The 23873-nt window shown below is 58.9% G+C and carries 22 protein-coding genes; 11 read left to right on the forward strand and 11 right to left on the reverse strand.

Features of this window, described 5'->3' with window-relative positions; all coding sequences use genetic code 11:
* Positions 1 to 4: 4 nt before the first annotated feature.
* The 4 genes from ACYZT3_RS20045 to sdhC are packed head-to-tail and all read right to left on the reverse strand — an operon-like array spanning position 5 to position 3236.
* Entirely contained in the window at positions 5 to 709 is a 705-nt protein-coding gene (locus tag ACYZT3_RS20045; RefSeq protein ID WP_046048041.1) for a succinate dehydrogenase iron-sulfur subunit, read from the reverse strand.
* Between the two features lie 11 nt (positions 710 to 720).
* Positions 721 to 2496, reverse strand: coding sequence for a succinate dehydrogenase flavoprotein subunit (gene sdhA / locus ACYZT3_RS20050; RefSeq protein ID WP_282377551.1), 1776 nt, complete (start codon positions 2494 to 2496; stop codon positions 721 to 723).
* A gap of 3 nt (positions 2497 to 2499) precedes the next feature.
* On the reverse strand, positions 2500 to 2868 hold the full coding sequence (sdhD, locus tag ACYZT3_RS20055) for a succinate dehydrogenase, hydrophobic membrane anchor protein (RefSeq protein ID WP_007945134.1): 369 nt from the start codon (positions 2866 to 2868) through the stop codon (positions 2500 to 2502).
* Complete coding sequence (sdhC, locus tag ACYZT3_RS20060) at positions 2862 to 3236, reverse strand: succinate dehydrogenase, cytochrome b556 subunit (protein ID WP_282377550.1); 375 nt, start codon at positions 3234 to 3236, stop codon at positions 2862 to 2864. Before sdhC ends, sdhD begins: the two co-directional genes overlap by 7 nt.
* A 361-nt stretch (positions 3237 to 3597) precedes the next feature.
* On the opposite strand from sdhC, the gene gltA reads away from it, so the two are divergent.
* On the forward strand, positions 3598 to 4887 hold the full coding sequence (gene gltA, locus ACYZT3_RS20065) for a citrate synthase (protein WP_282377548.1): 1290 nt from the start codon (positions 3598 to 3600) through the stop codon (positions 4885 to 4887).
* Positions 4888 to 5122: 235 nt separating this feature from the next.
* On the opposite strand, the gene ACYZT3_RS20070 is transcribed toward gltA, so the two are convergent.
* The 3 genes from ACYZT3_RS20070 to ACYZT3_RS20080 form a co-directional block, all read right to left on the reverse strand.
* The gene (locus ACYZT3_RS20070) at positions 5123 to 6781 is read right to left on the reverse strand and encodes a cation acetate symporter (protein WP_282377546.1); all 1659 of its coding nucleotides are present in this window, start codon (positions 6779 to 6781) and stop codon (positions 5123 to 5125) included.
* Positions 6778 to 7089, reverse strand: a complete 312-nt coding sequence (locus ACYZT3_RS20075; protein WP_129442278.1) for a DUF485 domain-containing protein — start codon at positions 7087 to 7089, stop codon at positions 6778 to 6780. Before ACYZT3_RS20075 ends, ACYZT3_RS20070 begins: the two co-directional genes overlap by 4 nt.
* Before the next feature lie 239 nt (positions 7090 to 7328).
* A complete protein-coding gene (locus ACYZT3_RS20080; protein WP_282377545.1) occupies positions 7329 to 8180 on the reverse strand; it encodes a glycine betaine ABC transporter substrate-binding protein in 852 nt (283 codons plus the stop codon).
* A gap of 300 nt (positions 8181 to 8480) precedes the next feature.
* Between ACYZT3_RS20080 and ACYZT3_RS20085 the strand changes: the two genes are divergently transcribed.
* Entirely contained in the window at positions 8481 to 10076 is a 1596-nt protein-coding gene (locus ACYZT3_RS20085; RefSeq protein WP_462030556.1) for a glycoside hydrolase family 17 protein, read from the forward strand.
* A gap of 99 nt (positions 10077 to 10175) precedes the next feature.
* Here ACYZT3_RS20085 and ACYZT3_RS20090 read toward each other — a convergent pair whose 3' ends face one another.
* Entirely contained in the window at positions 10176 to 10544 is a 369-nt protein-coding gene (locus tag ACYZT3_RS20090) for a hypothetical protein (RefSeq protein ID WP_282377543.1), read from the reverse strand.
* Positions 10545 to 10768: 224 nt separating this feature from the next.
* Between ACYZT3_RS20090 and ACYZT3_RS20095 the strand changes: the two genes are divergently transcribed.
* Together ACYZT3_RS20095 and ACYZT3_RS20100 are read left to right on the forward strand one after the other, a co-directional pair.
* Positions 10769 to 12067 carry a serine/threonine protein kinase gene (locus ACYZT3_RS20095; RefSeq protein WP_462030557.1) on the forward strand — a complete coding sequence of 433 codons (1299 nt, stop codon included), beginning with the start codon at positions 10769 to 10771 and terminating at the stop codon, positions 12065 to 12067.
* Positions 12060 to 12848 carry an MlaA family lipoprotein gene (locus tag ACYZT3_RS20100; RefSeq protein WP_282377541.1) on the forward strand — a complete coding sequence of 263 codons (789 nt, stop codon included), beginning with the start codon at positions 12060 to 12062 and terminating at the stop codon, positions 12846 to 12848. The genes ACYZT3_RS20095 and ACYZT3_RS20100 overlap by 8 nt, the downstream gene beginning before the upstream one ends.
* 128 nt (positions 12849 to 12976) lie before the next feature.
* Here ACYZT3_RS20100 and ACYZT3_RS20105 read toward each other — a convergent pair whose 3' ends face one another.
* A complete protein-coding gene (locus tag ACYZT3_RS20105; protein WP_462030558.1) occupies positions 12977 to 13891 on the reverse strand; it encodes a DUF808 domain-containing protein in 915 nt (304 codons plus the stop codon).
* A 134-nt stretch (positions 13892 to 14025) separates the two neighbouring features.
* Between ACYZT3_RS20105 and ACYZT3_RS20110 the strand changes: the two genes are divergently transcribed.
* Entirely contained in the window at positions 14026 to 14634 is a 609-nt protein-coding gene (locus tag ACYZT3_RS20110) for a TetR/AcrR family transcriptional regulator (protein WP_282377539.1), read from the forward strand.
* Positions 14635 to 14747: 113 nt separating this feature from the next.
* On the opposite strand, the gene ACYZT3_RS20115 is transcribed toward ACYZT3_RS20110, so the two are convergent.
* Positions 14748 to 15188, reverse strand: a complete 441-nt coding sequence (locus ACYZT3_RS20115; protein WP_282377538.1) for a GlcG/HbpS family heme-binding protein — start codon at positions 15186 to 15188, stop codon at positions 14748 to 14750.
* Between the two features lie 267 nt (positions 15189 to 15455).
* Between ACYZT3_RS20115 and gcl the strand changes: the two genes are divergently transcribed.
* The 6 genes from gcl (at position 15456) to ACYZT3_RS20145 (ending at position 23003) form a co-directional block, all read left to right on the forward strand.
* Positions 15456 to 17231 carry a glyoxylate carboligase gene (gene gcl / locus ACYZT3_RS20120; RefSeq protein WP_282377537.1) on the forward strand — a complete coding sequence of 592 codons (1776 nt, stop codon included), beginning with the start codon at positions 15456 to 15458 and terminating at the stop codon, positions 17229 to 17231.
* Between the two features lie 143 nt (positions 17232 to 17374).
* Positions 17375 to 18157, forward strand: coding sequence for a hydroxypyruvate isomerase (hyi, locus tag ACYZT3_RS20125; protein ID WP_462030559.1), 783 nt, complete (start codon positions 17375 to 17377; stop codon positions 18155 to 18157).
* 50 nt (positions 18158 to 18207) lie between these two features.
* On the forward strand, positions 18208 to 19098 hold the full coding sequence (locus ACYZT3_RS20130; protein WP_462030560.1) for a 2-hydroxy-3-oxopropionate reductase: 891 nt from the start codon (positions 18208 to 18210) through the stop codon (positions 19096 to 19098).
* 160 nt (positions 19099 to 19258) lie between these two features.
* Positions 19259 to 20539 (forward strand): glycerate kinase type-2 family protein, encoded by a 1281-nt coding sequence (locus ACYZT3_RS20135; RefSeq protein WP_282377534.1) that lies wholly within the window; start codon positions 19259 to 19261, stop codon positions 20537 to 20539.
* Complete coding sequence (gene pyk, locus ACYZT3_RS20140) at positions 20529 to 21944, forward strand: pyruvate kinase (protein ID WP_462030561.1); 1416 nt, start codon at positions 20529 to 20531, stop codon at positions 21942 to 21944. The genes ACYZT3_RS20135 and pyk overlap by 11 nt, the downstream gene beginning before the upstream one ends.
* A 144-nt stretch (positions 21945 to 22088) precedes the next feature.
* Complete coding sequence (locus tag ACYZT3_RS20145; protein WP_282377532.1) at positions 22089 to 23003, forward strand: urea transporter; 915 nt, start codon at positions 22089 to 22091, stop codon at positions 23001 to 23003.
* Between the two features lie 17 nt (positions 23004 to 23020).
* On the opposite strand, the gene ACYZT3_RS20150 is transcribed toward ACYZT3_RS20145, so the two are convergent.
* Positions 23021 to 23836: an alpha/beta hydrolase gene (locus ACYZT3_RS20150; protein WP_282377531.1), complete on the reverse strand. Its 816-nt coding sequence runs from the start codon at positions 23834 to 23836 to the stop codon at positions 23021 to 23023.
* Positions 23837 to 23873: the final 37 nt, after the last annotated feature.

Genomic DNA, 23873 nt, shown 5'->3' on the forward strand with positions numbered 1-23873 from the left:
TGAATCACACGCCGCTTTGCAGCAACATGTTACGTACGTGACCGATGGCCTTAGTCGGGTTCAGGCCTTTCGGGCAGACGTTGACGCAGTTCATGATCCCGCGGCAGCGGAATACGCTGAACGGGTCATCCAGCGAAGCCAGACGCTCGGCAGTCTTGGTGTCGCGGCTGTCTGCCAGGAAGCGATACGCTTGCAGCAGAGCAGCTGGACCCAGGAACTTGTCCGGGTTCCACCAGAAGGACGGGCAAGAGGTCGAGCAGCAAGCGCACAGGATGCACTCGTACAGACCGTCGAGCTTTTCGCGCTCTTCAGGGGTCTGCAGACGCTCGATGGCCGGAGCCGGCGTGTCGTTCTGCAGGTATGGCTTAACCTTCTCGTATTGCTTGTAGAAGATGCTCATATCGACGACCAGGTCACGGATAACCGGCAAACCTGGCAGAGGACGAACGATCAGCTTGTTACCTTTTACGACAGCGGACAGCGGCGTGACGCACGCCAGAGCGTTTTTGCCGTTGATGTTCATGCCGTCGGAACCGCAAACACCTTCACGGCAAGAGCGACGATAGGAGAACCCTTCGTCCTGCTCTTTGATCAGGGCCAGCACGTCCAGCACCATCAGGTCTTTACCACCGGTATCGACCGAAAATTCCTGCATGAACGGCGCAGCGTCCTGATCAGGGTTGTAGCGATAAACACTGACTTGCAACATGGCGGCCACCCTTAATAAGTCCGAATCTTAGGTTCAAAAGTCGGAACAGTCTTCGGCGAGAAGTTCACGGCACGCTTGGTCACGCGCTTGTCACCCGGGAAGTACAGGGTGTGGCACAGCCAGTTTTCGTCGTCGCGATCTTCGTAGTCTTCACGGGCGTGAGCGCCGCGGGACTCTTTGCGGATTTCTGCGGCGATGGCGGTAGCTTCGGCCACTTCCAGCAGGTTCTGCAATTCCAGCGCTTCGATACGAGCCGTGTTGAACGCCTGGCTCTTGTCGTTGATCTTGACGTTGGCGATACGGCCACGCAGATCAGCGAGCTGCGCGATACCCTTCTGCATGTATTCGCCGGTACGGAATACACCGAAGTAGTTCTGCATGCAGCTTTGCAGCTCTTTACGCAGGGTGGCGACGTCTTCGCCTTCGGTACGCGAGTTCAGGCCATCGAGACGCGCCAGGGCAGCGTCGATGTCGGACTGGCGAGCGCGAGTGTAATCGACGCCTTCTTTCAGGGTCTGCTCCAGGAACAGGCCGGCAGCACGACCGAATACCACCAGGTCGAGCAACGAGTTACCGCCCAGACGGTTGGCACCGTGCACCGATACGCAGGCCACTTCGCCTACTGCGAACAGACCCGGGATGATCTGGTCAACGCCGTCGGCGTCCTGAGTGATTGCCTGACCGTGAATATTGGTCGGCACGCCGCCCATCATATAGTGGCAGGTTGGAACGACCGGAATCGGCGACACGGCTGGATCGACGTGGGCGAAGGTCTTGGACAGTTCCATGATGCCTGGCAGACGGCTGTGCAGAACTTCTTCACCGAGGTGATCGAGTTTCAGCATTACGTGGTCGCCATCCGGACCGCAACCGTTGCCGGCGATGATTTCTTTAACCATCGAGCGAGCAACCACGTCACGACCAGCCAAGTCTTTGGCGTTCGGAGCATAACGCTCCATGAAACGCTCGCCGTGCTTGTTGATCAGGTAACCGCCTTCACCGCGGCAACCTTCAGTCACCAGTACACCCGCGCCGGCGATGCCGGTTGGGTGGAACTGCCACATTTCAATGTCTTGTACCGGCACGCCAGCACGCAGAGCCATGCCGACGCCGTCACCGGTGTTGATCAGGGCATTGGTGGTGGACGAGTAGATACGACCTGCACCGCCGGTCGCCAATACGGTGGCGTTAGCGCGGACGTAGGAGGTTTCGCCGGTTTCGATGCAGATGACGATCATGCCGACAAAAGCACCATCTTCGTTCTTCACCAGGTCGACACCGTAGTATTCGTTGAGGAATACGGTGCCGGCCTTGAGGTTGGCCTGGTACAGGGTGTGCAACAGCGCGTGACCGGTACGGTCGGCAGCGGCGCACGTACGGGCAGCCTGGCCACCTTTACCGAAGTCTTTCGACTGACCGCCGAACGGACGCTGATAGATGCGGCCTTGTTCGGTACGGGAGAACGGCAAGCCCATGTGCTCGAGCTCGAAGACCGCTTCCGGGCCTACGGAACACATGTATTCGATAGCGTCCTGGTCACCGATATAGTCGGAACCCTTGACGGTATCGTACATGTGCCAGCGCCAGTCATCGTTCGGATCTGCCGAGGCGATGGCGCAGGTGATGCCACCCTGGGCGGATACAGTGTGCGAACGAGTCGGGAAAACCTTGGTAACCACGGCAGTCTTGTGACCACCTTGTGCCAGCTGCAGCGCAGCGCGCATGCCAGCACCGCCGCCGCCAATGATGATGGCGTCGAACGAAAGCGTGTTAACTGTATTAGACATGAATCAGATACCCCAAAGAATCTGCACACCCCAGACGAAGTAGGCGAACATCGCGACGCCGCATACTGCCTGGAAGAGGAAACGTATTGCAGTCGCGGACTTGCCGAACGCCATTGGCGTCAGGTAGTCGGTCGCGATGGTCCACATGCCGACCCAGGCGTGAGCGCCGAGGGCAACGAGGGCCAGGAGACTGAAAATACGCATCCAGTTGCTTGCGAACAGTTCATGCCATTGGGCGTAGCCGATGCCAGGGTTGGCGACGACGTATCCGATCAGGAAAATGAAGTAAGCCGCGAGAACGACCGCAGACACACGTTGTGCCATCCAGTCATAGAGGCCCGAACGCGACAGGTTCGTGACGTTAGTTACCATATCCAAACTCCTGCCAGAACGATTACCACCACGGAAATGGCGATAACGATTTTCGAGCCCAGTTTGCCGCCTTCAAGCGACTCGCCAATGCCCATGTCCATCATCAAGTGGCGCACACCGGCAACCAGGTGATACAGCAGAGCGGACAGGATGCCCCATGTCACTAGCTTGGCTAGCGGACTGGTCAGACACGCTTTCACCTGACCGAAGCCTTCTTCCGAGTCGAGCGACTTGTCCAATGCATAAAGCATGATGGCCAGGCTGACAAAGAGGATGATTCCGGAGATTCGGTGAAGAATGGACGTGTAAGCAGTGACTGGGAGTTTGATGGTCCTTAGGTCTAGGTTTACAGGTCGTTGGCTATTCACGGCTTTTTCACACTGAAGAGCCCCTAACAATCAGGGCAAAGTTGTTGGGGAGTGCACTGGTCAGGTACCCACCACCCAGGGAGTGCGACCCCCAGTAAAGCAGGCCCAAAAGCCCCTGGCGGTCGGAGGCCGAGTATAGACAGTTAGGCTACTAATGACAACGCGTTCACCTTCCCCTAATAGCGCATTGCACAAGTTGGATAAAAGGCGTAAACGGCAGTCAATTTCGAGGAAAAAGTCCGGTTAAAGCCTTCTGGAGCAAGACTTTAGGCAAATTGACATTCGAATTTATCTCACTATAGTGGTGCGGGCCCTGCGTGGGGGGTCTGTCTGATGATTTCAAGCATAAATAGGAGGCCACATGGCTGACAAAAAAGCGCAGTTGATCATCGAGGGCGCAGCCCCCGTCGAGCTGCCCATTTTAACCGGCACCGTTGGTCCCGATGTTATCGATGTTCGGGGCCTTACGGCCACGGGCCGTTTCACCTTTGACCCTGGCTTCATGTCGACCGCTGCCTGCGAGTCGAAGATCACCTATATCGACGGCGACAACGGCATTTTGCTGCACCGCGGCTACCCGATCGAACAGCTGGCTGAAAAGTCGGACTACCTGGAAACCTGCTATCTGCTGCTCAACGGCGAACTGCCGACCGCAGAACAGAAGGCCCAGTTCGTCAGCACCGTGAAGAACCACACCATGGTTCACGAGCAGCTGAAAACCTTCTTCAACGGTTTCCGTCGCGACGCCCACCCGATGGCCGTCATGTGCGGTGTAGTCGGCGCCCTCTCGGCCTTCTACCACGACTCCCTGGACATCAATAACCCGCAGCATCGCGAAATCTCCGCGATCCGTCTGGTTGCCAAGATGCCAACCCTGGCAGCGATGGTTTACAAGTACTCCATGGGCCAGCCCATGATGTACCCGCGCAACGACCTGACGTACGCGGAAAACTTCCTGCACATGATGTTCAACACCCCGTGCGAGATCAAACCGATCAGCCCGGTACTCGCCAAGGCCATGGACAAGATCTTCATCCTCCATGCCGACCACGAGCAGAACGCATCGACCTCCACCGTACGCCTGGCCGGTTCTTCGGGTGCCAACCCGTTCGCCTGTATCGCCGCCGGCATCGCTGCACTGTGGGGCCCTGCCCACGGCGGCGCGAACGAAGCTGTTCTGACCATGCTCGATGAAATTGGCGATGTGTCGAACATCGACAAGTACATCGCCAAGGCCAAGGACAAGAACGATCCGTTCAAACTGATGGGCTTCGGTCACCGGGTTTACAAAAACCGCGACCCACGCGCCACAGTCATGAAGCAGACCTGCGACGAAGTACTGAAAGAACTGGGCATCACCAACGATCCGCAACTCGAACTGGCCATGCGCCTGGAAGAGATCGCCCTGACCGACCCGTACTTCATCGAACGCTCGCTGTACCCGAACGTCGACTTCTACTCGGGGATCATCCTCAAGGCGATCGGCATTCCAACCAGCATGTTCACCGTGATCTTCGCCCTGGCGCGGACTGTCGGCTGGATTTCCCACTGGAAAGAAATGCTCTCCAGCCCGTACAAGATTGGCCGTCCGCGCCAGCTGTATACCGGCTACGAGTCGCGTGACATCACCAAGCTGGAAGATCGCAAATAAGACCTGTCTTGCGATAACGTTTAAAGTTGCACCGGGAACGGCCTCTATGTAGATAGAGGCCGTTTTTGTTTGTGCTGGTTCAGCGGCCTGAAGGCCGGCTGGGTCTTTGGTCGTGTACATATCCGTTGCTGCGGTAACGGATATGTACACAATCAAACCACCCAACAAAAAATGCCCCGATCTCTCGACCGGGGCATTTCTGTTTAACGCAGCTTACATGAGCAAACCTGAAGCCTTAGTGAGCAACCGCCCCACTCGCCCCCAAGCCAGTCTGCGAACGAACAAACTGAGGGAAGAACAGCGCCCGCTCATTGTCAGCCGCAGTCGACTTGTCAGTAATCGAGAAGAACCAGATCCCGATAAACGCAATGGCCATGGAGAACAACGCCGGGTACTCATACGGGAAGATAGCCTTCTCGTGATGCAGGATCTGCACCCAGATGGTTGGCCCAAGGACCATCAAACCAACGGCACTGATCAGACCCAGCCAGCCGCCGATCATCGCACCACGCGTGGTCAGCTTCTTCCAGTACATGGAAAGCAGCAGCACCGGGAAGTTACAGCTCGCCGCGATGGAGAACGCCAGGCCCACCATGAACGCAATGTTTTGGCTTTCGAACAGAATGCCCAGACCGATCGCCAGCACACCCAGGCAGACGGTGGTGATTTTCGAGACGCGGATCTCGTCCTTGTCGTTGGCCTTGCCCTTCTTGATCACGCTGGCGTAAAGGTCATGAGACACCGCCGTAGCACCGGCCAGCGTCAAACCAGCCACCACAGCCAGAATGGTTGCGAACGCGACTGCCGAGATGAAGCCCAGGAAAACACTGCCTCCTACCGCGTTGGCCAAGTGCACCGCCGCCATGTTGTTGCCGCCCAACAGCGCGCCAGCCGCATCTTTAAAGGCAGGGTTGGTGCTGACCAGCAGGATCGCGCCGAAGCCGATGATGAACGTCAGGATGTAGAAGTAGCCAATGAAGCCGGTTGCATACAGCACGCTCTTACGAGCTTCTTTTGCGTCACTCACAGTGAAGAAGCGCATCAGAATGTGCGGCAGGCCCGCGGTACCGAACATCAGCGCCAGGCCAAGGGAAAACGCGGAGATCGGGTCTTTCACCAGACCGCCCGGGCTCATGATCGCCTCACCTTTAGGGTGAACCTTGATCGCCTCGGAAAACAGCGCATTGAAGTCGAAGTTGACGTGCTTCATTACCATCAGCGCCATGAACGAGGCACCAGACAGCAGCAACACTGCCTTGATGATTTGCACCCAAGTGGTCGCCAACATGCCGCCGAACAGCACGTACAGGCACATCAGGACACCGACCAGGATGACTGCAATGTGATAGTCGAGACCGAACAGCAGCTGAATCAGCTTGCCGGCACCGACCATTTGCGCGATCAGGTAGAACGCCACCACCACCAGCGAACCGCAAGCGGACAGCGTGCGGATCTGGGTTTGCCCGAGACGATAGGACGCCACGTCGGCAAAGGTGTATTTACCCAGGTTACGCAGGCGCTCGGCGATCAGGAACAGAATGATCGGCCAGCCCACCAGGAAGCCGATCGAGTAGATCAGGCCGTCGTAGCCGGAGGTGAACACCAGGGCGGAAATACCCAGGAAGGACGCCGCGGACATATAGTCGCCGGCAATTGCCAAACCGTTCTGGAAACCGGTGATCTTGCCACCCGCCGCATAGTAGTCCGCCGCCGAATTGTTGCGCTTGGAGGCCCAGTAGGTGATGCACAGGGTCAAACCGACGAACGCCACGAACATAAGAATCGCGGAGACATTAAGCGGTTGTTTATTGACTTCGCCAGTCAGAGCTTCAGCGGCCCAGGCACCAGGCGCGAAAGCTGCGATGCTCAATAGAGCCATTAGACGCCGGATCATTGCTGAGCCTCCTTGAGAATCGCATTGTTCAGGTCGTCGAATTCGCCATTGGCGCGTCGTACGTAGATTGCCGTCAGGATAAAGGCCGAGAGAATCAGCCCGACACCAATGGGTATCCCCCAGGTAATCGAAGACTCAGGGCTGATTTTCGCGCCCAGAATATGCGGCCCGTAAGCGATCAAAAGGATGAATCCAGAGTAAAGCCCAAGCATGATTGCCGAAAGAATCCAGGCGAATCGTTCTCTCTTGCTAACCAGCTCCTTGAAGAGCGGGCTGTTTTGAATCGAGAGGTAAATGCTGTCGTTCATTGTTTTTATCCTCGCAGCACAGATGAAGTTGTAACGTCATCCACTCTATGCGGCTACAGAACTGGTTCCAGACGACCTTAGTATTAGAACGACATGACGGTTTTGCCATTTTTCAGCAATTAACAATTAGCCTGCTTTGCACCCGTCTTCTCTCTACAAGAATGCGGGAATGCAAAAAGGCCGCTTGGCAGTGATACCAAGCGGCCCTGGAAGGTGCTGACTAGACGCGTCAGCTCAAATCATTTGATCCAGTCGGCAACGCGTTCCGGGTGTTTGGCCACCCAATCCTTCGCTGCGGCTTCAGGTTTGGCACCATCCTGAATGGCCAACATGACTTCGCCGATTTCGTCTTTCGACGCCCACTGGAAGTTCTTCAGGAACTTGGCAACTTCCGGAGCCTTGGTGGCCAGGTCTTTGCTGCCGATGTTGTTCACGGTTTCAGCCGCGCCAAAAACGCCCTTCGGGTCATCCAGGAAGCGCAGTTTCCACTTGGCGAACATCCAGTGCGGCACCCAACCGGTGACGGCGATGGATTCGTTTTTCTTCTCGGCACGGGTCAGCTCGGCGATCATCCCGGCGCCGGAACTGGCCTTGAGTTGATACCCGGTCAGATCGTAGTCCTTGATGGCCTGTTCGGACTTGAGCATCACGCCTGAACCGGCGTCGATACCAACGATGCGTTTTTTGAAGCTGTCGTCGGTTTTAAGATCGTCAATGGATTTGGCCTTGACGTACTCCGGCACGATCAGACCAATTTTCGCGTCTTTGAAGTTCGGACCGTAATCGACGACCTGATCCTTGTTCTTGGTCCAGTAATCGCCGTGAGTTACAGGCAGCCACGCAGACATCATGGCGTCGAGCTTGCCAGTGGCCACACCCTGCCACATGATCCCGGTGGCGACGGCTTGCAGCTTCACGTCATAACCCAGCTTCTGCTTGATCACTTCGGCCGCCACATGAGTGGTGGCAACGCTGTCGGACCAACCGTCAACGTAGCCGATGCTCAGGGTTTTGCTCTCGGCATTGGCGAATGTGGAGCCAATCGCAAGTACCAGAGCGGCACTCGCGCCTAAAAGTCGTCGCATCTTCATCGTTACTTCCCCGAAAGTGCTGCGCTCGACGGATGCCGAGTCGCGTCAACGTATTGTTATGGTGCACAGCGCCCCCATCACGCCCACCGCAAACTCGTCCGAACATCAGCGCGATTTATCTATGAGAGCACTGATGCGTCGATCATCAACCTCACGCCAAAGGCGACCTTCTCTGCCAGCGACCTCAAGGCATCGAGAAACGACATCAGAACGCCATTAATCTAGACCACCGGACGTCCGCCGGCCAATCCGCTCGAACTTTGCATATCAAAATTATGCAGGCCACCAAGCACGCGGCAAATGAAGGTAACATGCGCGGCTTTGCTCTCAGACGGCCTGACCATGCCCGCGACATCACGTTTTCCTTTTTTTGCTTATCTATTCGCCTGCCTGCTGGGGCTTTTTGCCCTCGGTGGCTTCTGGTACGGCCTCGGTAAACCGGTGATGCTGCCGGATGTGGCCAGTGCGACGCACAAGCTGCAATGCGCCTCCTACACCCCGTTCGACAAGGATCAATCGCCGTTCGATCAGCCGTTCAAGCTGCGCCCCGAACGCATGGACGCCGACCTCGCGCTGCTGGCGACGCGCTTCGAATGCATCCGCACCTATTCAATGACCGGCCTTGAGGCCCTGCCCGACCTGGCGCGCAAGCACGGGCTGAAGCTGATGATTGGCGCCTGGGTCAACAGCAATCCGGTAGACACCGCCAAGGAAGTCGACCTGCTGATCGCCTCAGCCAATGCGAACGCGGACGTGGTGACCTCGGTGATCGTCGGTAACGAAACCCTGTTGCGCAAAGAAGTCACTGGCGCGCAGTTGGCCAAGCTTATTCATAAAGTCAAAAGTCAGGTCAAACAGCCTGTCACTTACGCCGACGTCTGGGAGTTCTGGCTCAAACACCCGGAAGTCGCCCCGGCAGTGGACTTCCTGACCATCCATTTGCTGCCGTACTGGGAAGACGATCCTTCGAATATCGACGCCGCGCTGCAACATGTAGCCGAGGTGCGTCAGGTGTTCGGTAACACATTCGCGCCCAAGGACGTGATGATTGGCGAAACCGGTTGGCCGAGCGAAGGCCGTCAGCGCGAAACCGCTCTGCCGAGCCGGGTCAATGAAGCCAAGTTCATTCGCTCTTTTGTCATCATGGCGGAGCAGCAAGGCTGGCATTACAACCTGATCGAAGCTTTTGACCAGCCGTGGAAACGCGCCAGCGAAGGTGCGGTCGGTGGTTACTGGGGGCTATTCGACGCCGATCGTCAGGACAAGGGCGTGCTGGCAGGTCCGGTGTCGAACGTGCCGTACTGGTCGCAGTGGCTGGTGGTGGGTGGTTTGATCTTCCTCGGCACACTGATCCTCGGCGGGCGTGTTCGCAGCACTCGCGCAGCGTTGGTCCTGCCGCTGCTGGGTGCCCTGGCGGCTTGCTCGATTGGCGCCTGGGGCGATCTGGCGCGTGTCACCACCCGTTTTGCCAGTGAATGGTTGTGGGTGGCGCTGCTGACGGGTTTGAATCTGTTGGTGCTGGCGCATGCGGCACTGACGTTGAGCGCTCGCACCGGTTGGCGTGAACGTGCATTTAATGCGCTGGAACGTCGGGCTGGCTGGTGGGTGGCAGCGGCGGGGTTTGCCGCTGCGGTGATGATGCTGGAACTGGTGTTCGACCCGCGCTATCGCAGCTTTGCGAGTGTCGCTTTCCTGTTGCCGGCCCTGGTTTATCTGTGCCGCCCAGTAAGCGTGCCGCGTCGGGAGATTGCCCTGCTGACCTTCATCATCGGTGCTGGCATTGCGCCGCAGCTGTATCAAGAAGGGTTGCAGAACCAGCAGGCCTGGGGTTGGGCGCTGGTGAGTGGGCTGATGGTTGCAGCGTTGTGGCGCAGTTTGCGGGTTCGTAAAGGCTAATCTTCAGCGAGGCGACTGGCCTCTTCGCGGGCAAGCCTCGCTCCTACAAGGTTTGGGGGATCCATTGTAGGAGCGAGGCTTGCCCGCGAAGACTGACTGTCAGGCGCTGCGAGAGGCGCGAACCAGACGCAAAGCAGCAATCACCACCGCAAACACCGCCAAAGTCGTGTTGTACAACGCCAACGCCGGAAACCCGATCAACAGCGCCAGCACGGCCAACCACCACCCTGCCCGGCCCGGTAGCACAAACCCGATAACGGCTGCCGCCAATGCCGCGAAGCCCAAGACCTTGAAGTGAATCATCAACCCCAGGCTCGAACGAATCTGGCATTCCCAGCGACTCGCTTCGTCCACACAGATGCCAACCCATTGAGCATCCTCCATAAAGCCATAACGCGCGCCATAACTGGCGGCCAGCCATAACGGCAGGAGAACGAGCAGCAGAATCACAGGCAGACGGCGGGACATGAAGCACTCCAATAAACGAAAACGGCGGCCAGCTTAATCCCCCGCCAGCGGTAAGCAAACGCGCGCAACAGATAATTGGTCACGAAATAGCTGCAAAGTGTATCGTCCAGCTACCATTACTCCGAAATTAGGCCTGATTGGTGCCGATCCATGGCACTTTGGCGCAAACCCCGTGGTCATAGCCTGCGAACTTCATTCGGCACCTTTCTCTAAGAGATCTAGTCATGCTCCGTTCCTTGCGCTTCGCCGCCCTGTTTGGCGGCCTTATTTTGAGTGCGTCCGTACTGGCGGTCGACATCGACGCCGCCAGTTATGGCTACCCCTTGACGAACCCGTTCGAGGCGACCATTGCCACGACACCGCCGGACTTGCGCCCGGAGTTGCCGCTGGATGACGACATCAATCAGGCCGACCGCAGCGTCAGGTTGCGCCCGGAGCGTGAATTCGACCTGCCGGACAACTTCTGGCCGGTGAAGAAACTCACCTATCGCATCGCCACCCAGGACAAAGCCGCACCGCTGATTTTCCTGATCGCCGGCACCGGCGCGCGCTATGACAGCAGCCACAACGAGTACCTGAAAAAGCTCTACTACAAGACCGGCTACCATGTGGTGCAACTGTCGTCGCCCACCAGCTTCGACTTCATGAGCGCCGCCTCACGTTTTGCTACACCCGGCATCACCAAGGAAGACGCCGAAGACATGTACCGGGTGATGCAGGCTGTGCGGGCACAAAACCCGAAAGTCCCCGTCACTGATTACTACCTGACCGGCTACAGCCTGGGCGCGCTGGACGCGGCATTTGTCGCACACCTGGACGAAACCCGCCGCAGCTTCAACTTCAAGAAAGTCTTGCTGCTCAACCCGCCGGTCAATCTCTACACCTCGATCACCAACCTGGACAAGCTTGTACAAACGGAGGTCAAGGGCATTAACAACAGCACAACGTTCTATGAACTGGTGCTGGACAAACTGACCCGCTACTTCCAGCAAAAAGGCTACATCGACCTTAACGATGCATTGCTTTACGACTTTCAGCAGTCCAAGCAACACCTGAGCAATGAACAGATGGCCATGCTGATCGGCACCTCATTCCGTTTCTCGGCAGCAGACATTGCCTTCACCTCGGACCTGATCAACCGCCGCGGCCTCATCACCCCACCGAAATACCCGATCACCGAAGGCACCAGCCTCGCGCCGTTCCTCAAACGCGCGCTGCAGTGCGACTTCGACTGTTACATCACCGAACAGGTCATCCCGATGTGGCGCGCCCGCACAGACGGCGGCAGCTTGCTGCAACTGATCGACCAGGTCAGTTTGTATGCGCTAAAGGATTACCTGCACGACAGCCCGAAAATCGCCGTCATGCACAACGCCGACGACGTGATCCTCGGCCCTGGCGACCTCGGTTTCCTGCGCAAGACCTTTGGCGATCGTTTGACCGTTTATCCACTGGGCGGCCATTGCGGCAACCTTAATTACCGCGTCAACAGCGACGCCATGCTGGAGTTCTTCCGTGGCTAAACACCTCCTGCTTATTGCAGCGTTACTCTGTGCAGGCGTTGCCAATGCCGACAACAGCAAAGCCAACGCACCGGTTGTCATCGACAGTGACGGCTTCAAGGAGCCGCTGAGCAAACTCAAATTCAACCCGGGGCTGGATCAGCGCGAATTCGAACGCTCGACGCTTAACGCACTGAACGTCTACGACCCGCTGGAAGAGTGGAACCGCCGCGTCTACCACTTCAACTACCGCTTCGACCAATGGGTATTCCTGCCAGTGGTCGACGGCTATCGCTACATCACGCCGAGCTTCCTGCGTACTGGCGTCAGCAACTTCTTCAACAACATCGGTGACGTACCGAACCTGTTGAACAGCCTGCTGCAGTTCAAGGGGCAGCGCTCGATGGAAACCACCGCACGGCTGCTGCTCAACACCACCGTCGGCATCGCCGGCCTGTGGGACCCGGCCACCGCCATGGGCCTGCCACGCCAGAGCGAAGACTTCGGCCAGACGCTGGGTTTCTACGGTGTACCGGGCGGCGCCTACTTCGTGCTGCCGATCCTTGGCCCTTCGAACATCCGCGACACCGGTGGCCTGGCAGTGGACTACACGGCCGAGTCGGCGATCAACTTCCTAAACGTCTCCGAAGTCAGCTCCAACCACCCCGAGGTCTGGGTCCTGCGCAGCGTCGACAAACGCTACCAGACCGGCTTCCGCTACGGCCAGCTGAACTCGCCGTTCGAGTACGAGAAAGTGCGTTACGTCTACACCGAGTCGCGCAAGTTGCAGATCGCCGAGTAATTCATCGGCTACAAAAAAGGCCATTCGATGCGAATCGAATGGCCTGATCGTTCCCACGCTCTGCGTCGCATCTGGAAGCGGACGCAGAGCGTCCAATTGAGGCATTCCCACGCAGAGCGTGGGAACGATCAACCTCTGAGGGTTTTCCAGATTTTGCTGGCAACCATCACACCCGCCAACACCACCGCACCCGCCACAATCCCTGCCACCGCGTTGAGCAACGTCGGCATAACCAGCCCGAAACCATCCATGCTCAGGCTGACAGCTTCAATCCAGTGATGAACCACCGGCACGCCGTGGGTAAGAATTCCGCCACCCACCAGGAACATCGCTGCCGTGCCGATCACCGACAGGCTTTTCATCATGTACGGTGCCGCACGCAAGATCCCGCCGCCGATGCTTTTGGCCATCTGGCCCGGCTTCTGGGTCAGCCACAGACCGAGGTCGTCGAGTTTGACGATGCCAGCTACCAAGCCATAGACGCCGATAGTCATGACGATGGCGATGCCCGAGAGCACGATGACTTGTTGGGTCAGCGAAGCATCCGCCACGGTACCCAGAGTGATGGCGATGATTTCCGCCGAAAGAATGAAGTCGGTGCGAATGGCACCCTTGATCTTGTCCTTTTCGAACGCCACCAGATCGACCGCTGGATTGGCCACGGCCTCGACCAGCTCGGCATGTTCGGCTTGATCTTCAGCTTTGCTGTGTAGGAATTTGTGGGCGATTTTCTCGAAACCTTCGAAACACAGGTAGGCGCCGCCGATCATCAACAAGGGTGTGACCAACCAGGGAATGAACGCGCTGATGGCCAGAGCTGACGGCACCAGGATCAGTTTGTTGAGGAATGAGCCCTTGGCCACCGCCCAGACGACCGGAATTTCTCGCTCGGCACGCACGCCGGAAACCTGCTGAGCGTTGAGCGCCAAATCGTCACCGAGCACGCCGGCGGTCTTTTTGGCGGCCATTTTGGTCATCAACGCCACATCGTCGAGTACGGCGGCAATGTCGTCGATCAGCAACAGCAAACTGCTTCCTGCCATGAATCAGGTGTCCTTCTTGAATGAATGCCGCGCAGCATAGCGCGGCCGGGCGCCGCACGGGGCATTCTTGAGCGCCGCGCGAGGCCGGTGCTACCATGCGCAACCGCCAGAACAGGCAAGGAACCCCCTGGTTTATGAGCACTATCCGCGAGCGCAACAAAGAACTGATCCTGCGTGCCGCCAGTGAAGAATTTGCCGACAAGGGCTTCGCTGCGACCAAAACCAGTGACATCGCGGCCAAGGCGGGATTGCCCAAGCCCAACGTCTATTACTACTTCAAATCCAAGGAAAACCTCTACCGCGAGGTCCTGGAAAGCATCATCGAGCCGATCCTGCGGGCCTCGACACCGTTCAATGCCGACGGCGTACCCAGTGAAGTGCTGAGCGGCTACATCCGCTCGAAGATCCGCATCTCCCGCGACCGGCCCTTCGCCTCCAAGGTGTTCGCCAGCGAAATCATGCACGGCGCCCCGCACCTGAGCGCCGATCTGGTGGAACGGCTCAACGGCCAGGCCAAGCACAACATCGACTGCATCCAGACCTGGATCGACCGCGGCCAGATCGCCCCCATCGACCCCAACCACCTGATGTTCAGCATCTGGGCTGCGACGCAGACCTATGCCGACTTCGACTGGCAGATTTCCGCAGTGACCGGAAAGGCCAAGCTCGATGAGGCGGATTATGAGGCGGCGGCGCAGACGATTATCCGGTTGGTGCTCAAGGGGTGTGAGCCGGACCGCTAGACCGTGGCGCGGCCATCGCGAGCAAGCTCGCTCCCACAGTAGGTCTCTGTCGTTCAGATGATCCTTGTGGGAGCGGGCTTGCCCGCGATAGCAATGGTTCAGTCACTACAAAATCAAGCAGTCACCCCCGCATCCGCCCGCAACCCCATCGCCTCGATCGCACTGATCGCACATTGCTCATCGACATCAGAAAGATCACCGCTGATACCCACCGCCCCCAGCACATTCCCTTCCTGATCCCGAATCAACACGCCGCCCGGTGCCGGCACAACACTGCCCTGTCCCAGACTATTCAAAGCGGCGATGAACGCCGGGCGTTGTTGGGCGTCCAGCGCCAGCAGGCGTGAGCCTTTGCCCAGGGCGATGGCGCCCCAGGCTTTGCCGATGGCGATCTGCGGGCGCAACAGGCTGGCGCCATCTTCGCGTTGCAGGCTAACCAAGTGCCCACCGGCATCCAGTACTGCGATGGTCAATGGAGCCGCCGAGATTGCACGCCCCGCGGAGATGGCCTGACTGATCAGGTTGACTGCAACTTTCAAGGTTAAAGCGCTCATGGTGCCGTCCTCATTTTGTTATAGGGAAAACGGTTGGACTGCTCTTTGTTCAGCAGTCCGATGCAACAAATAGAACACAATGAGTTATATTTTTGTATACAATAATTCTCGAAAAGCGCCACATGCGACGAAAAGCCACAGCAGATGAGGCTTCCGACGAATGAAACGGCCGCTTGAGAAAATGGATTGACCTGCGCCGTCCGCCGTGAATACACTCTGCGCAAAGCCACTTGTATACAATTACAAAACGTACGAGGCACCAAAACCATGAGCAAAATGAGAGCAATCGAAGCCGCCGTTCTGGTGATGCGCCGTGAAGGGGTTGATACCGCTTTTGGCATCCCCGGCGCCGCGATCAACCCGCTGTACTCCGCCTTGCAGAAGGTCGGTGGCATCGATCACGTCCTCGCTCGGCACGTTGAAGGCGCCTCGCACATGGCCGAGGGCTACACCCGTACCAAGGCTGGCAACATCGGCGTGTGCATCGGCACTTCCGGCCCTGCCGGTACCGACATGGTCACCGGGCTCTACAGCGCCTCGGCCGACTCGATCCCGATCCTTTGCATCACCGGGCAAGCACCCCGCGCCCGTATGCACAAGGAAGACTTCCAGGCTGTCGACATCACCGCGATCGTCAAGCCAGTGACCAAGTGGGCCACCACCGTCATGGAACCGGGCCAAGTGCCTTATGCGTTCCAGAAAGCCTTTTACGAAATGCGCTCCGGCCGTCCAGGCCCTGTGTTGATCGACCTGCCGTTCGATGTGCAGATGGCCGAAATCGAATTCGACATCGATGCCTACGAACCACTGCCACTGGCCAAGCCAACCGCTAACCGCGTGCAAATCGAGAAGGCGCTGGCCATGCTCGACCAGGCCGAACGTCCATTGCTGGTTGCCGGTGGCGGGATCATCAATGCCGACGCCAGCGAGTTGCTGGTGGAGTTCGCCGAGCTGACTGGCATTCCAGTGATTCCGACCTTGATGGGCTGGGGCACCATCCCGGACGATCACCCGTTGATGGTCGGCATGGTTGGCCTGCAAACCTCGCACCGCTACGGCAACGCGACAATGCTGAAGTCGGACGTGGTGCTGGGTGTCGGTAACCGTTGGGCCAACCGCCACACCGGTTCGATCGACGTTTACACCGAAGGCCGAAAATTCATTCACGTTGACATCGAACCGACCCAGATCGGCCGCGTGTTCACCCCGGACCTGGGCATCGTTTCCGACGCCGCTGCCGCGCTGACCGTGTTCATCGAAGTCGCTCGCGAATGGCAAGCCGCCGGCAAGCTGAAAAACCGCAGTGCCTGGTTGCAAGACTGCCAGCAGCGCAAATCCAGCCTGCAGCGCAAGACTCACTTCGACAACGTGCCAGTCAAGCCGCAGCGCGTGTATGAAGAAATGAACCAGGTGTTCGGCAAGGACACGTGCTACGTCAGCACCATCGGTCTGTCGCAGATTGCCGGCGCGCAGTTCCTGCACGTCTACAAACCGCGTCACTGGATCAACTGCGGTCAGGCCGGCCCGTTGGGCTGGACCATTCCGGCAGCGCTGGGCGTGGTCAAGGCTGATCCGACCCGCAAGGTCGTGGCGCTGTCGGGCGACTATGACTTCCAGTTCATGATCGAAGAGTTGGCGGTGGGTGCGCAGTTCAAGCTGCCGTACATCCACGTGGTGGTCAACAACTCGTACCTGGGGCTGATTCGTCAGGCTCAGCGCGGTTTCGACATGGACTACTGCGTGCAACTGGCCTTCGATAACCTGAACGCTCCGGAACTCAACGGTTACGGTGTCGACCACGTCGCGGTCGCTGAAGGCCTCGGCTGCAAGGCGCTGCGTGTGTTCGAACCGGGTCAGATCCAGCCTGCCCTGCGCAAGGCCCAGGAAATGATCGAAGAGTTCAAGGTGCCGGTCATCGTCGAGATTATTCTGGAGCGCGTGACCAACATTTCCATGGGCACCGAGATCAACGCCGTCAACGAATTCGAAGACCTGGCGCTGGTTGGCAACGATGCGCCGACGGCGATTTCGTTGCTTGATTAAGATGACCTGATACCTGTAGCAGCTGCCGAGGCACGAGGCTGCGTTGCGTGTCCGCAGGACCGCCGTCGGGGGCTGCTTCGCAGCCCAACGCAGCCTCGTACCTCGGCAGCGGCTACAGGCACCTATTTTTACAGGAGACCACCATGCCGCGTTTCGCAGCCAACCTGTCCATGCTGTTCACCGAGCAGGATTTTCTTGCCCGTTTTGAAGCCGCCGCCAAGGCCGGCTTCAGTGGTGTCGAATACCTGTTCCCTTACGACTTCAGCTCCGCCGACATCAAAGCCACGCTCGACGCCAACGGCCTGACCCAAGTGTTGTTCAACCTGCCGGCCGGTGACTGGGCCAAGGGTGAACGCGGTATCGCGTGCCTGCCGGATCGGGTTGAAGAGTTCCGCGCCGGTGTCGACCTGGCGATTGCTTACGCAAAAGTGTTGGGCAATACCCAAGTCAACTGCCTGGCCGGGATTCGTCCACAAGGCGTCGACGATGCCACCGTGGAAAAAACCTTCGTCAGCAACCTCAAGTACGCCGCCGACAAGCTGCAAGCGGCGGGCATCAAACTGGTGATGGAAGCGATCAACACCCGCGACATCCCGGGTTTCTACCTGAACAACACGGCGCAAGCCCTGTCGATTCGCGAACAGGTCGGCAGCGCCAACCTGTTCCTGCAATACGACATCTATCACATGCAAATCATGGAGGGCGACCTCGCCCGCACCATGGCCGCGCACCTAGGCGAGATCAACCACATCCAGTTGGCCGACAACCCAGGGCGCAACGAACCGGGCACCGGTGAAATCAACTACCGCTTCCTGTTCGAACACCTGGACCGCATCGGTTATCAGGGTTGGGTTGGCTGTGAATACAAGCCGCTGACCACTACTGAAGCAGGTCTGGGTTGGTTGAAGACTCATAACGCTATCTGAAGCGCTCCCCATGTATGAGGGGGCAGCTATAAAAACAAGAGGAATTTCTCATGGCTAAAATCGGATTTATCGGCACCGGCATCATGGGCCACCCAATGGCATTGAACCTGCAGAAAGCCGGTCACAGCCTGTTCCTGTCGGCGCACCACGACCCTGCCCCAGCCGACCTGGTCGCCGGTGGCGCCGTCGCCCTGGCGAACCCGAAAGAAGTGGCGCAAGAAGCCGAATTCATCATCGTCATGGTGCCGGATACCCCGCAGGTCGACGACGTGCTGTTCCGCGCCGACGGCGTTGCGGCCGGTGTTGGCAAAGGCAAAGTCGTGATCGACATGAGCTCGATCTCGCCGACTGCCACCAAAGCCTTCGCCGCCAAAATCAACGAAAAAGGCGCTCAATACCTTGATGCGCCGGTGTCCGGCGGTGAAGTCGGAGCCAAGGCTGCGACCTTGAGCATCATGGTCGGCGGCGATGCCGATGCCTTCGAACGCGCTCTGCCGCTGTTCCAGGCGATGGGCAAGAACATCACTCTGGTGGGTGGCAACGGCGACGGTCAAACCGCCAAAGTGGCGAACCAGATCATCGTCGCGCTGAACATTCAGGCCGTGGCCGAAGCCCTGCTGTTTGCGTCGAAAAACGGTGCCGATCCCGCCAAGGTCCGTGAAGCGCTGATGGGCGGTTTCGCCTCCTCGAAGATCCTCGAAGTTCACGGCGAGCGCATGATCAAAGGCACCTTCGACCCAGGCTTCCGCATCAGCCTGCACCAGAAGGACCTGAACCTGGCCCTGGCCGGCGCACGCGAGCTGGGCATCAACCTGCCGAACACCGCCAACACCCAACAAGTGTTCAGCACCTGCGCGGCCATCGGCGGCAGCAACTGGGACCACTCGGCGCTGATCAAGGGCCTGGAACACATGGCGAATTTCTCGATTCGCGATAAGTAAGCCACCTCCCCGCTCCCCTGTAGGAGCGAGGCTTGCCCGCGAAGGGATCGCCTCGGTGCAGCAGAAACACCGTGGCGTCCGGTTCGCGGGCAAGCCTCGCTCCTACAGAGGGCGATGCAAGGCCCGATATCCCCAATAACAAGAAATCCGGGAGCCCGCCATGTCGGTCGATCCGCAACAATTCCTGCGCGAGCTGTTTGCCACAGCCATCGACGCGGCCCATCCGCAGCAAGTCCTTGAAGCCCATTTGCCTGCCGATCGCAGCGGTCGGGTGATCGTTATCGGCGCCGGCAAAGCCGCCGCGGCCATGGCCCAAGTGGTCGAACGCTGCTGGCAGGGTGAAGTGACAGGTCTGGTGGTGACGCGTTACGGTCACGGCGCCCCGTGTGAAAAAATCGAAGTGGTCGAAGCCGCTCACCCAGTGCCCGATGCTGCCGGTCTGGCGGTCGCCAAACGGGTGTTGGAACTGGTCAGCAACCTGAGCGAAGACGACCGCGTAATCTTCCTGCTCTCGGGCGGCGGTTCTGCCCTGCTGGCACTACCGGCAGCCGGCATCACCCTGGCCGACAAGCAGTCGATCAACAAAGCCCTGCTCAAATCCGGCGCCACCATCGGCGAGATGAACTGCGTACGCAAACACCTCTCGGCGATCAAGGGTGGCCGCCTCGGCAAAGCCTGCTGGCCTGCCACTGTTTATACCTACGCGATTTCCGATGTACCGGGCGACCTCGCCACGGTCATCGCCTCCGGTCCCACCGTGGCCGATCCGAGCACCTCGGCCGAAGCGTTGGCGATCCTCAAGCGCTACGCCATAGACGTTCCGGTCTCGGTGCGCAACTGGCTGCAGAGCCCGGAATCGGAGACGGTCAAACCCGGCGATCCGAGCCTGGCGCGCAGTCATTTCCAGTTGATCGCCCGTCCGCAGCAGTCGCTTGAAGCCGCTGCGGTGAAAGCACGTCAGGCCGGCTTCAGCCCGCTGATCCTCGGCGACCTGGAAGGCGAGTCCCGCGAAGTGGCCAAGGTTCACGCCGGTATCGCTCGTCAGGTCGTGCTGCACGGTCAGCCGCTGGCAGCGCCTTGCGTGATCCTCTCGGGCGGCGAAACCACGGTCACCGTACGCGGTAATGGTCGTGGCGGACGCAACGCCGAATTCCTGCTGAGCCTGACCGACAGCCTCAAAGGCCTGCCCGGCGTCTACGCGCTGGCCGGTGACACCGATGGCATTGACGGATCCGAGGATAACGCCGGCGCGATCATGACCCCGGACAGTTACGCCCGCGCCGCCGCACTCGGCTTGAGCGCCAGCGACGAGTTGGACAACAACAATGGCTACGGCTATTTCGAGGCGCTGGACGCGCTGATCGTCACCGAGCCGACCCGCACCAACGTTAACGACTTCCGAGCCATCCTGATTCTCGAGACCCCTGAAAATGACGCCTGACAAGAAGGTTAAAATCCTCGCCACCCTCGGTCCTGCCACTGACGGGATCGACGACATCCGTGAGCTGGTGCAGGCCGGGGTCAACATCTTTCGCCTGAACTTCAGCCACGGCGATCACGCCGACCACGCTCAGCGCTATCAGTGGATTCGTGAAGTCGAGCGCCAGCTGAATTGTCCGCTGGGCATCCTGATGGACCTGCAAGGCCCGAAACTGCGGGTCGGCAAGTTCGCCGAGGGCAAGGTGCAACTGCATCGCGGTCAGGCCTTGCGTCTGGATCTTGACCCGACGCCGGGTGATGAACGCCGGGTCAACTTGCCTCACCCGGAAATCATCGCGGCGCTGGAACCGGGCATGGACCTGCTGCTGGACGACGGCAAGCTGCGTCTTCGTGTGGTCACCAAATACTCCGACGCGATCGATACCACCGTGCTCAATGGCGGCGAGCTGTCGGACCGCAAAGGCGTGAACGTCCCCCAAGCGGTACTGGAACTGAGCCCACTGACGGCCAAGGATCGTCGCGATCTGAGCTTCGGTCTGGAGCTGGGTGTGGACTGGGTGGCGCTGTCGTTTGTGCAGCGTCCTGAAGACATTCGCGAGGCGCGCGAACTGATCGGCGACAAAGCGTTTCTGATGGCCAAGATCGAGAAGCCATCGGCCGTGACTCAACTGCGCGAGATCGCTGAGTTGAGCGACGCGATCATGGTTGCTCGCGGTGACCTGGGCGTGGAAGTGCCGGCCGAAAGCGTGCCGCAGATTCAGAAAAACATCATCAGCATCTGCCGCGAACTCGGCAAACCGGTGGTGGTGGCCACGCAAATGCTCGAGTCGATGCGCTTCTCCCCTGCCCCGACCCGGGCGGAGGTGACCGACGTTGCCAACGCCGTGGCCGAAGGTGCGGATGCGGTGATGTTGTCGGCGGAAACTGCGTCCGGCGAGTACCCGCTGGAAGCCGTGCAGATGATGAGCAAGATCATCCGCCAAGTGGAAAACGGTCCGGATTATCAGGCGCAGCTGGACGTGAGCCGGCCGAAGGCTGAAGCGACGGTGTCCGACGCGATCAGCTGCGCGATCCGCCGCATTAGCAATGTGCTGCCGGTGGCGGTGCTGGTGAATTACAGCGAGTCCGGCACGTCGAGTTTGAGAGCCGCGCGGGAGCGGCCGACGGTGCCAATCCTGAACCTGACGCCGAACCTGCAAACCGCTCGCCGGTTGACGGTAGCGTGGGGCGTGCACTCGGTGGTCAATGACCGGCTGCGGCAGGTGGATGAGGTGTGCTCGACGGCGCTGGAGATTGCGCAGGCACAGGGCATGGCCAAGCGTGGCGACACCTTATTGATCACGGCGGGTGTGCCGTTTGGGCAGCCGGGGTCGACTAACTCACTGCGTATCGAAACATTGATTTAACCCTTACACGATGATCGTTCCCACGCTCTGCGTGGGAATGCAGCCCGGGACGCTCCGCGTCCCAAGAGCAGACGCAGAGCGTCCATTGAGGCATTCCCACGCAGAGCGTGGGAACGATCTGTAACGTACACCACAGACCTTAAAATGCCTGCCAACCACTTCAACACCCATTGCCCCGACTGGGCGACTGCCCTGCTCAACGGTTTCAGTCAGGTCTTCCTCCAGCGCCATCCGCTGTGCGGCCTGCTGTGCCTGCTGGCCATTCTTTTTACCGCGCCGGCTCTGCTGGGCGGTGCGCTGCTGGGCGGTGTCGCCGGGTTGCTCGTCGCGCAACGACGCGGTTATGCCAAGGCTGATCGACAGGCTGGGCTTTTCAGTTACAACGGTGTCTTGCTCGGTTTGCTGCTGAGCCTCTACTTCCCATGGTCAGCGATGTTGCCGCCGCTGATCATCGCCGCTGGCGGCCTAAGCGCGATGTTGACCCAGCAATGGCTCAAGCGTGCTCGCGATCATCATTGCCTGCCCGCCTACACCGCGCCCTTTGTCGGGTTGAGCTGGATCCTGCTTTCGTTTGCCGCGCCTCAATTACCCGCGCCTGTGATCGAGATAAACACACTCAACCTGCTCGTCGCTTCATTGAAAGGGCTCGGTCAGGTGATGTTTCTGGATCATCCGCTGGCTGGTGCTCTGATTGCTGCGGGTTTGCTGATCGCCGATCGCCGCGCGTTCCTTTGGGCACTGCTGGGCTCCACTGCCGGCCTAGGCTTCGCTTTACTGCATCACGAAACTGCAAACGCGCTGCTGGGTTTGAGCGGTTACAACGCGGTGCTCGCCGCCCTCGCTTTCAGCCAGAATCGCCGTCAACCCTGGTTGCCGCTGCTCGGCATTGTATTGGCCGTGTTGCTCACACCGGGCTTTGCCGCGCTGGGACTATCCACGCTCACCGCGCCCTTCATCCTCGCCTGCTGGCTGATCCGTGCCGGCATTCGGGTGTTGCGCCAGGCCGCTGTCGACAGTGCGCCTTGCGCTATTGAGCGCCAAACCAAGGGTGGCGCCTGAAAAGGCTGAATCTGCATTCAGCGCAAGGGGTCAGTCTCGCAAGCCAATGGCAGATCCGACCGCGACCCCCAACTTTCATCGTATCCCTGATCGTGGGTGGCGAGCGTTTCGACGACTTCCAGGCATTTGCCCTGAAGCTGCGTGGTATAGACCTGGAGCATTTGAGGCGGCACGACCTTGTCATTCAAACCGATGAAATGGCGTTGCGGGAGCGCACGCAACTTGTCGCGAAACTCCAGAGGTGTCACCGGTTTCGAGAATGGCGCGAGCTGCATCAGCTTCGCCCACTTTACAGGGTCGAGATTCCCGGCAATCGTTTGCACCTGAGTTACGTCGTTACGAGAACCCGCAAGGATCAAGGCAATCGCCGCGCCCCCCGAGTATCCGACCAGTTCGAACTGCTCCACTGCAAAGCGACTTTTCAGACGATCAAGGGCCGCGCTCATGGTCTCTATGACCAATGAATTGAAACGACCGGAAGTCCACAAATCAGTGTTGCAACCCGGTGATGTCACGAACTGACAAGGGCGCGCCAGATACGCGCTGGCCCCCCGATCTCCAGCGGCCAATCTCGCCATCAAGGACACGCGAGGGGTCGGATCGATACTCGGTTGAGACCGTGTCGCCCACGCCCGACCATCGCCTTCAATGTAAACACGCAGATGCTTGTAGCCCCCTGGTGGCGGTAGCAAGGCCATGAGTGTGTAAGGTGAACTATCGAGCGTGCCAGGAGTAAGTGAAGAGCCTTGGCTTACCGCCTGCAAATCGACTTTACCCGCGCATCCGCTGAGCCCGAGGAGCGCGAAGCCGATGGCGGCCAGTGCTTTAAACATGGTTTTAATCTGTTGATCAGACGCAACGGTCCGCCAG

Source organism: Pseudomonas sp. MDT1-16 (assembly GCF_054898115.1).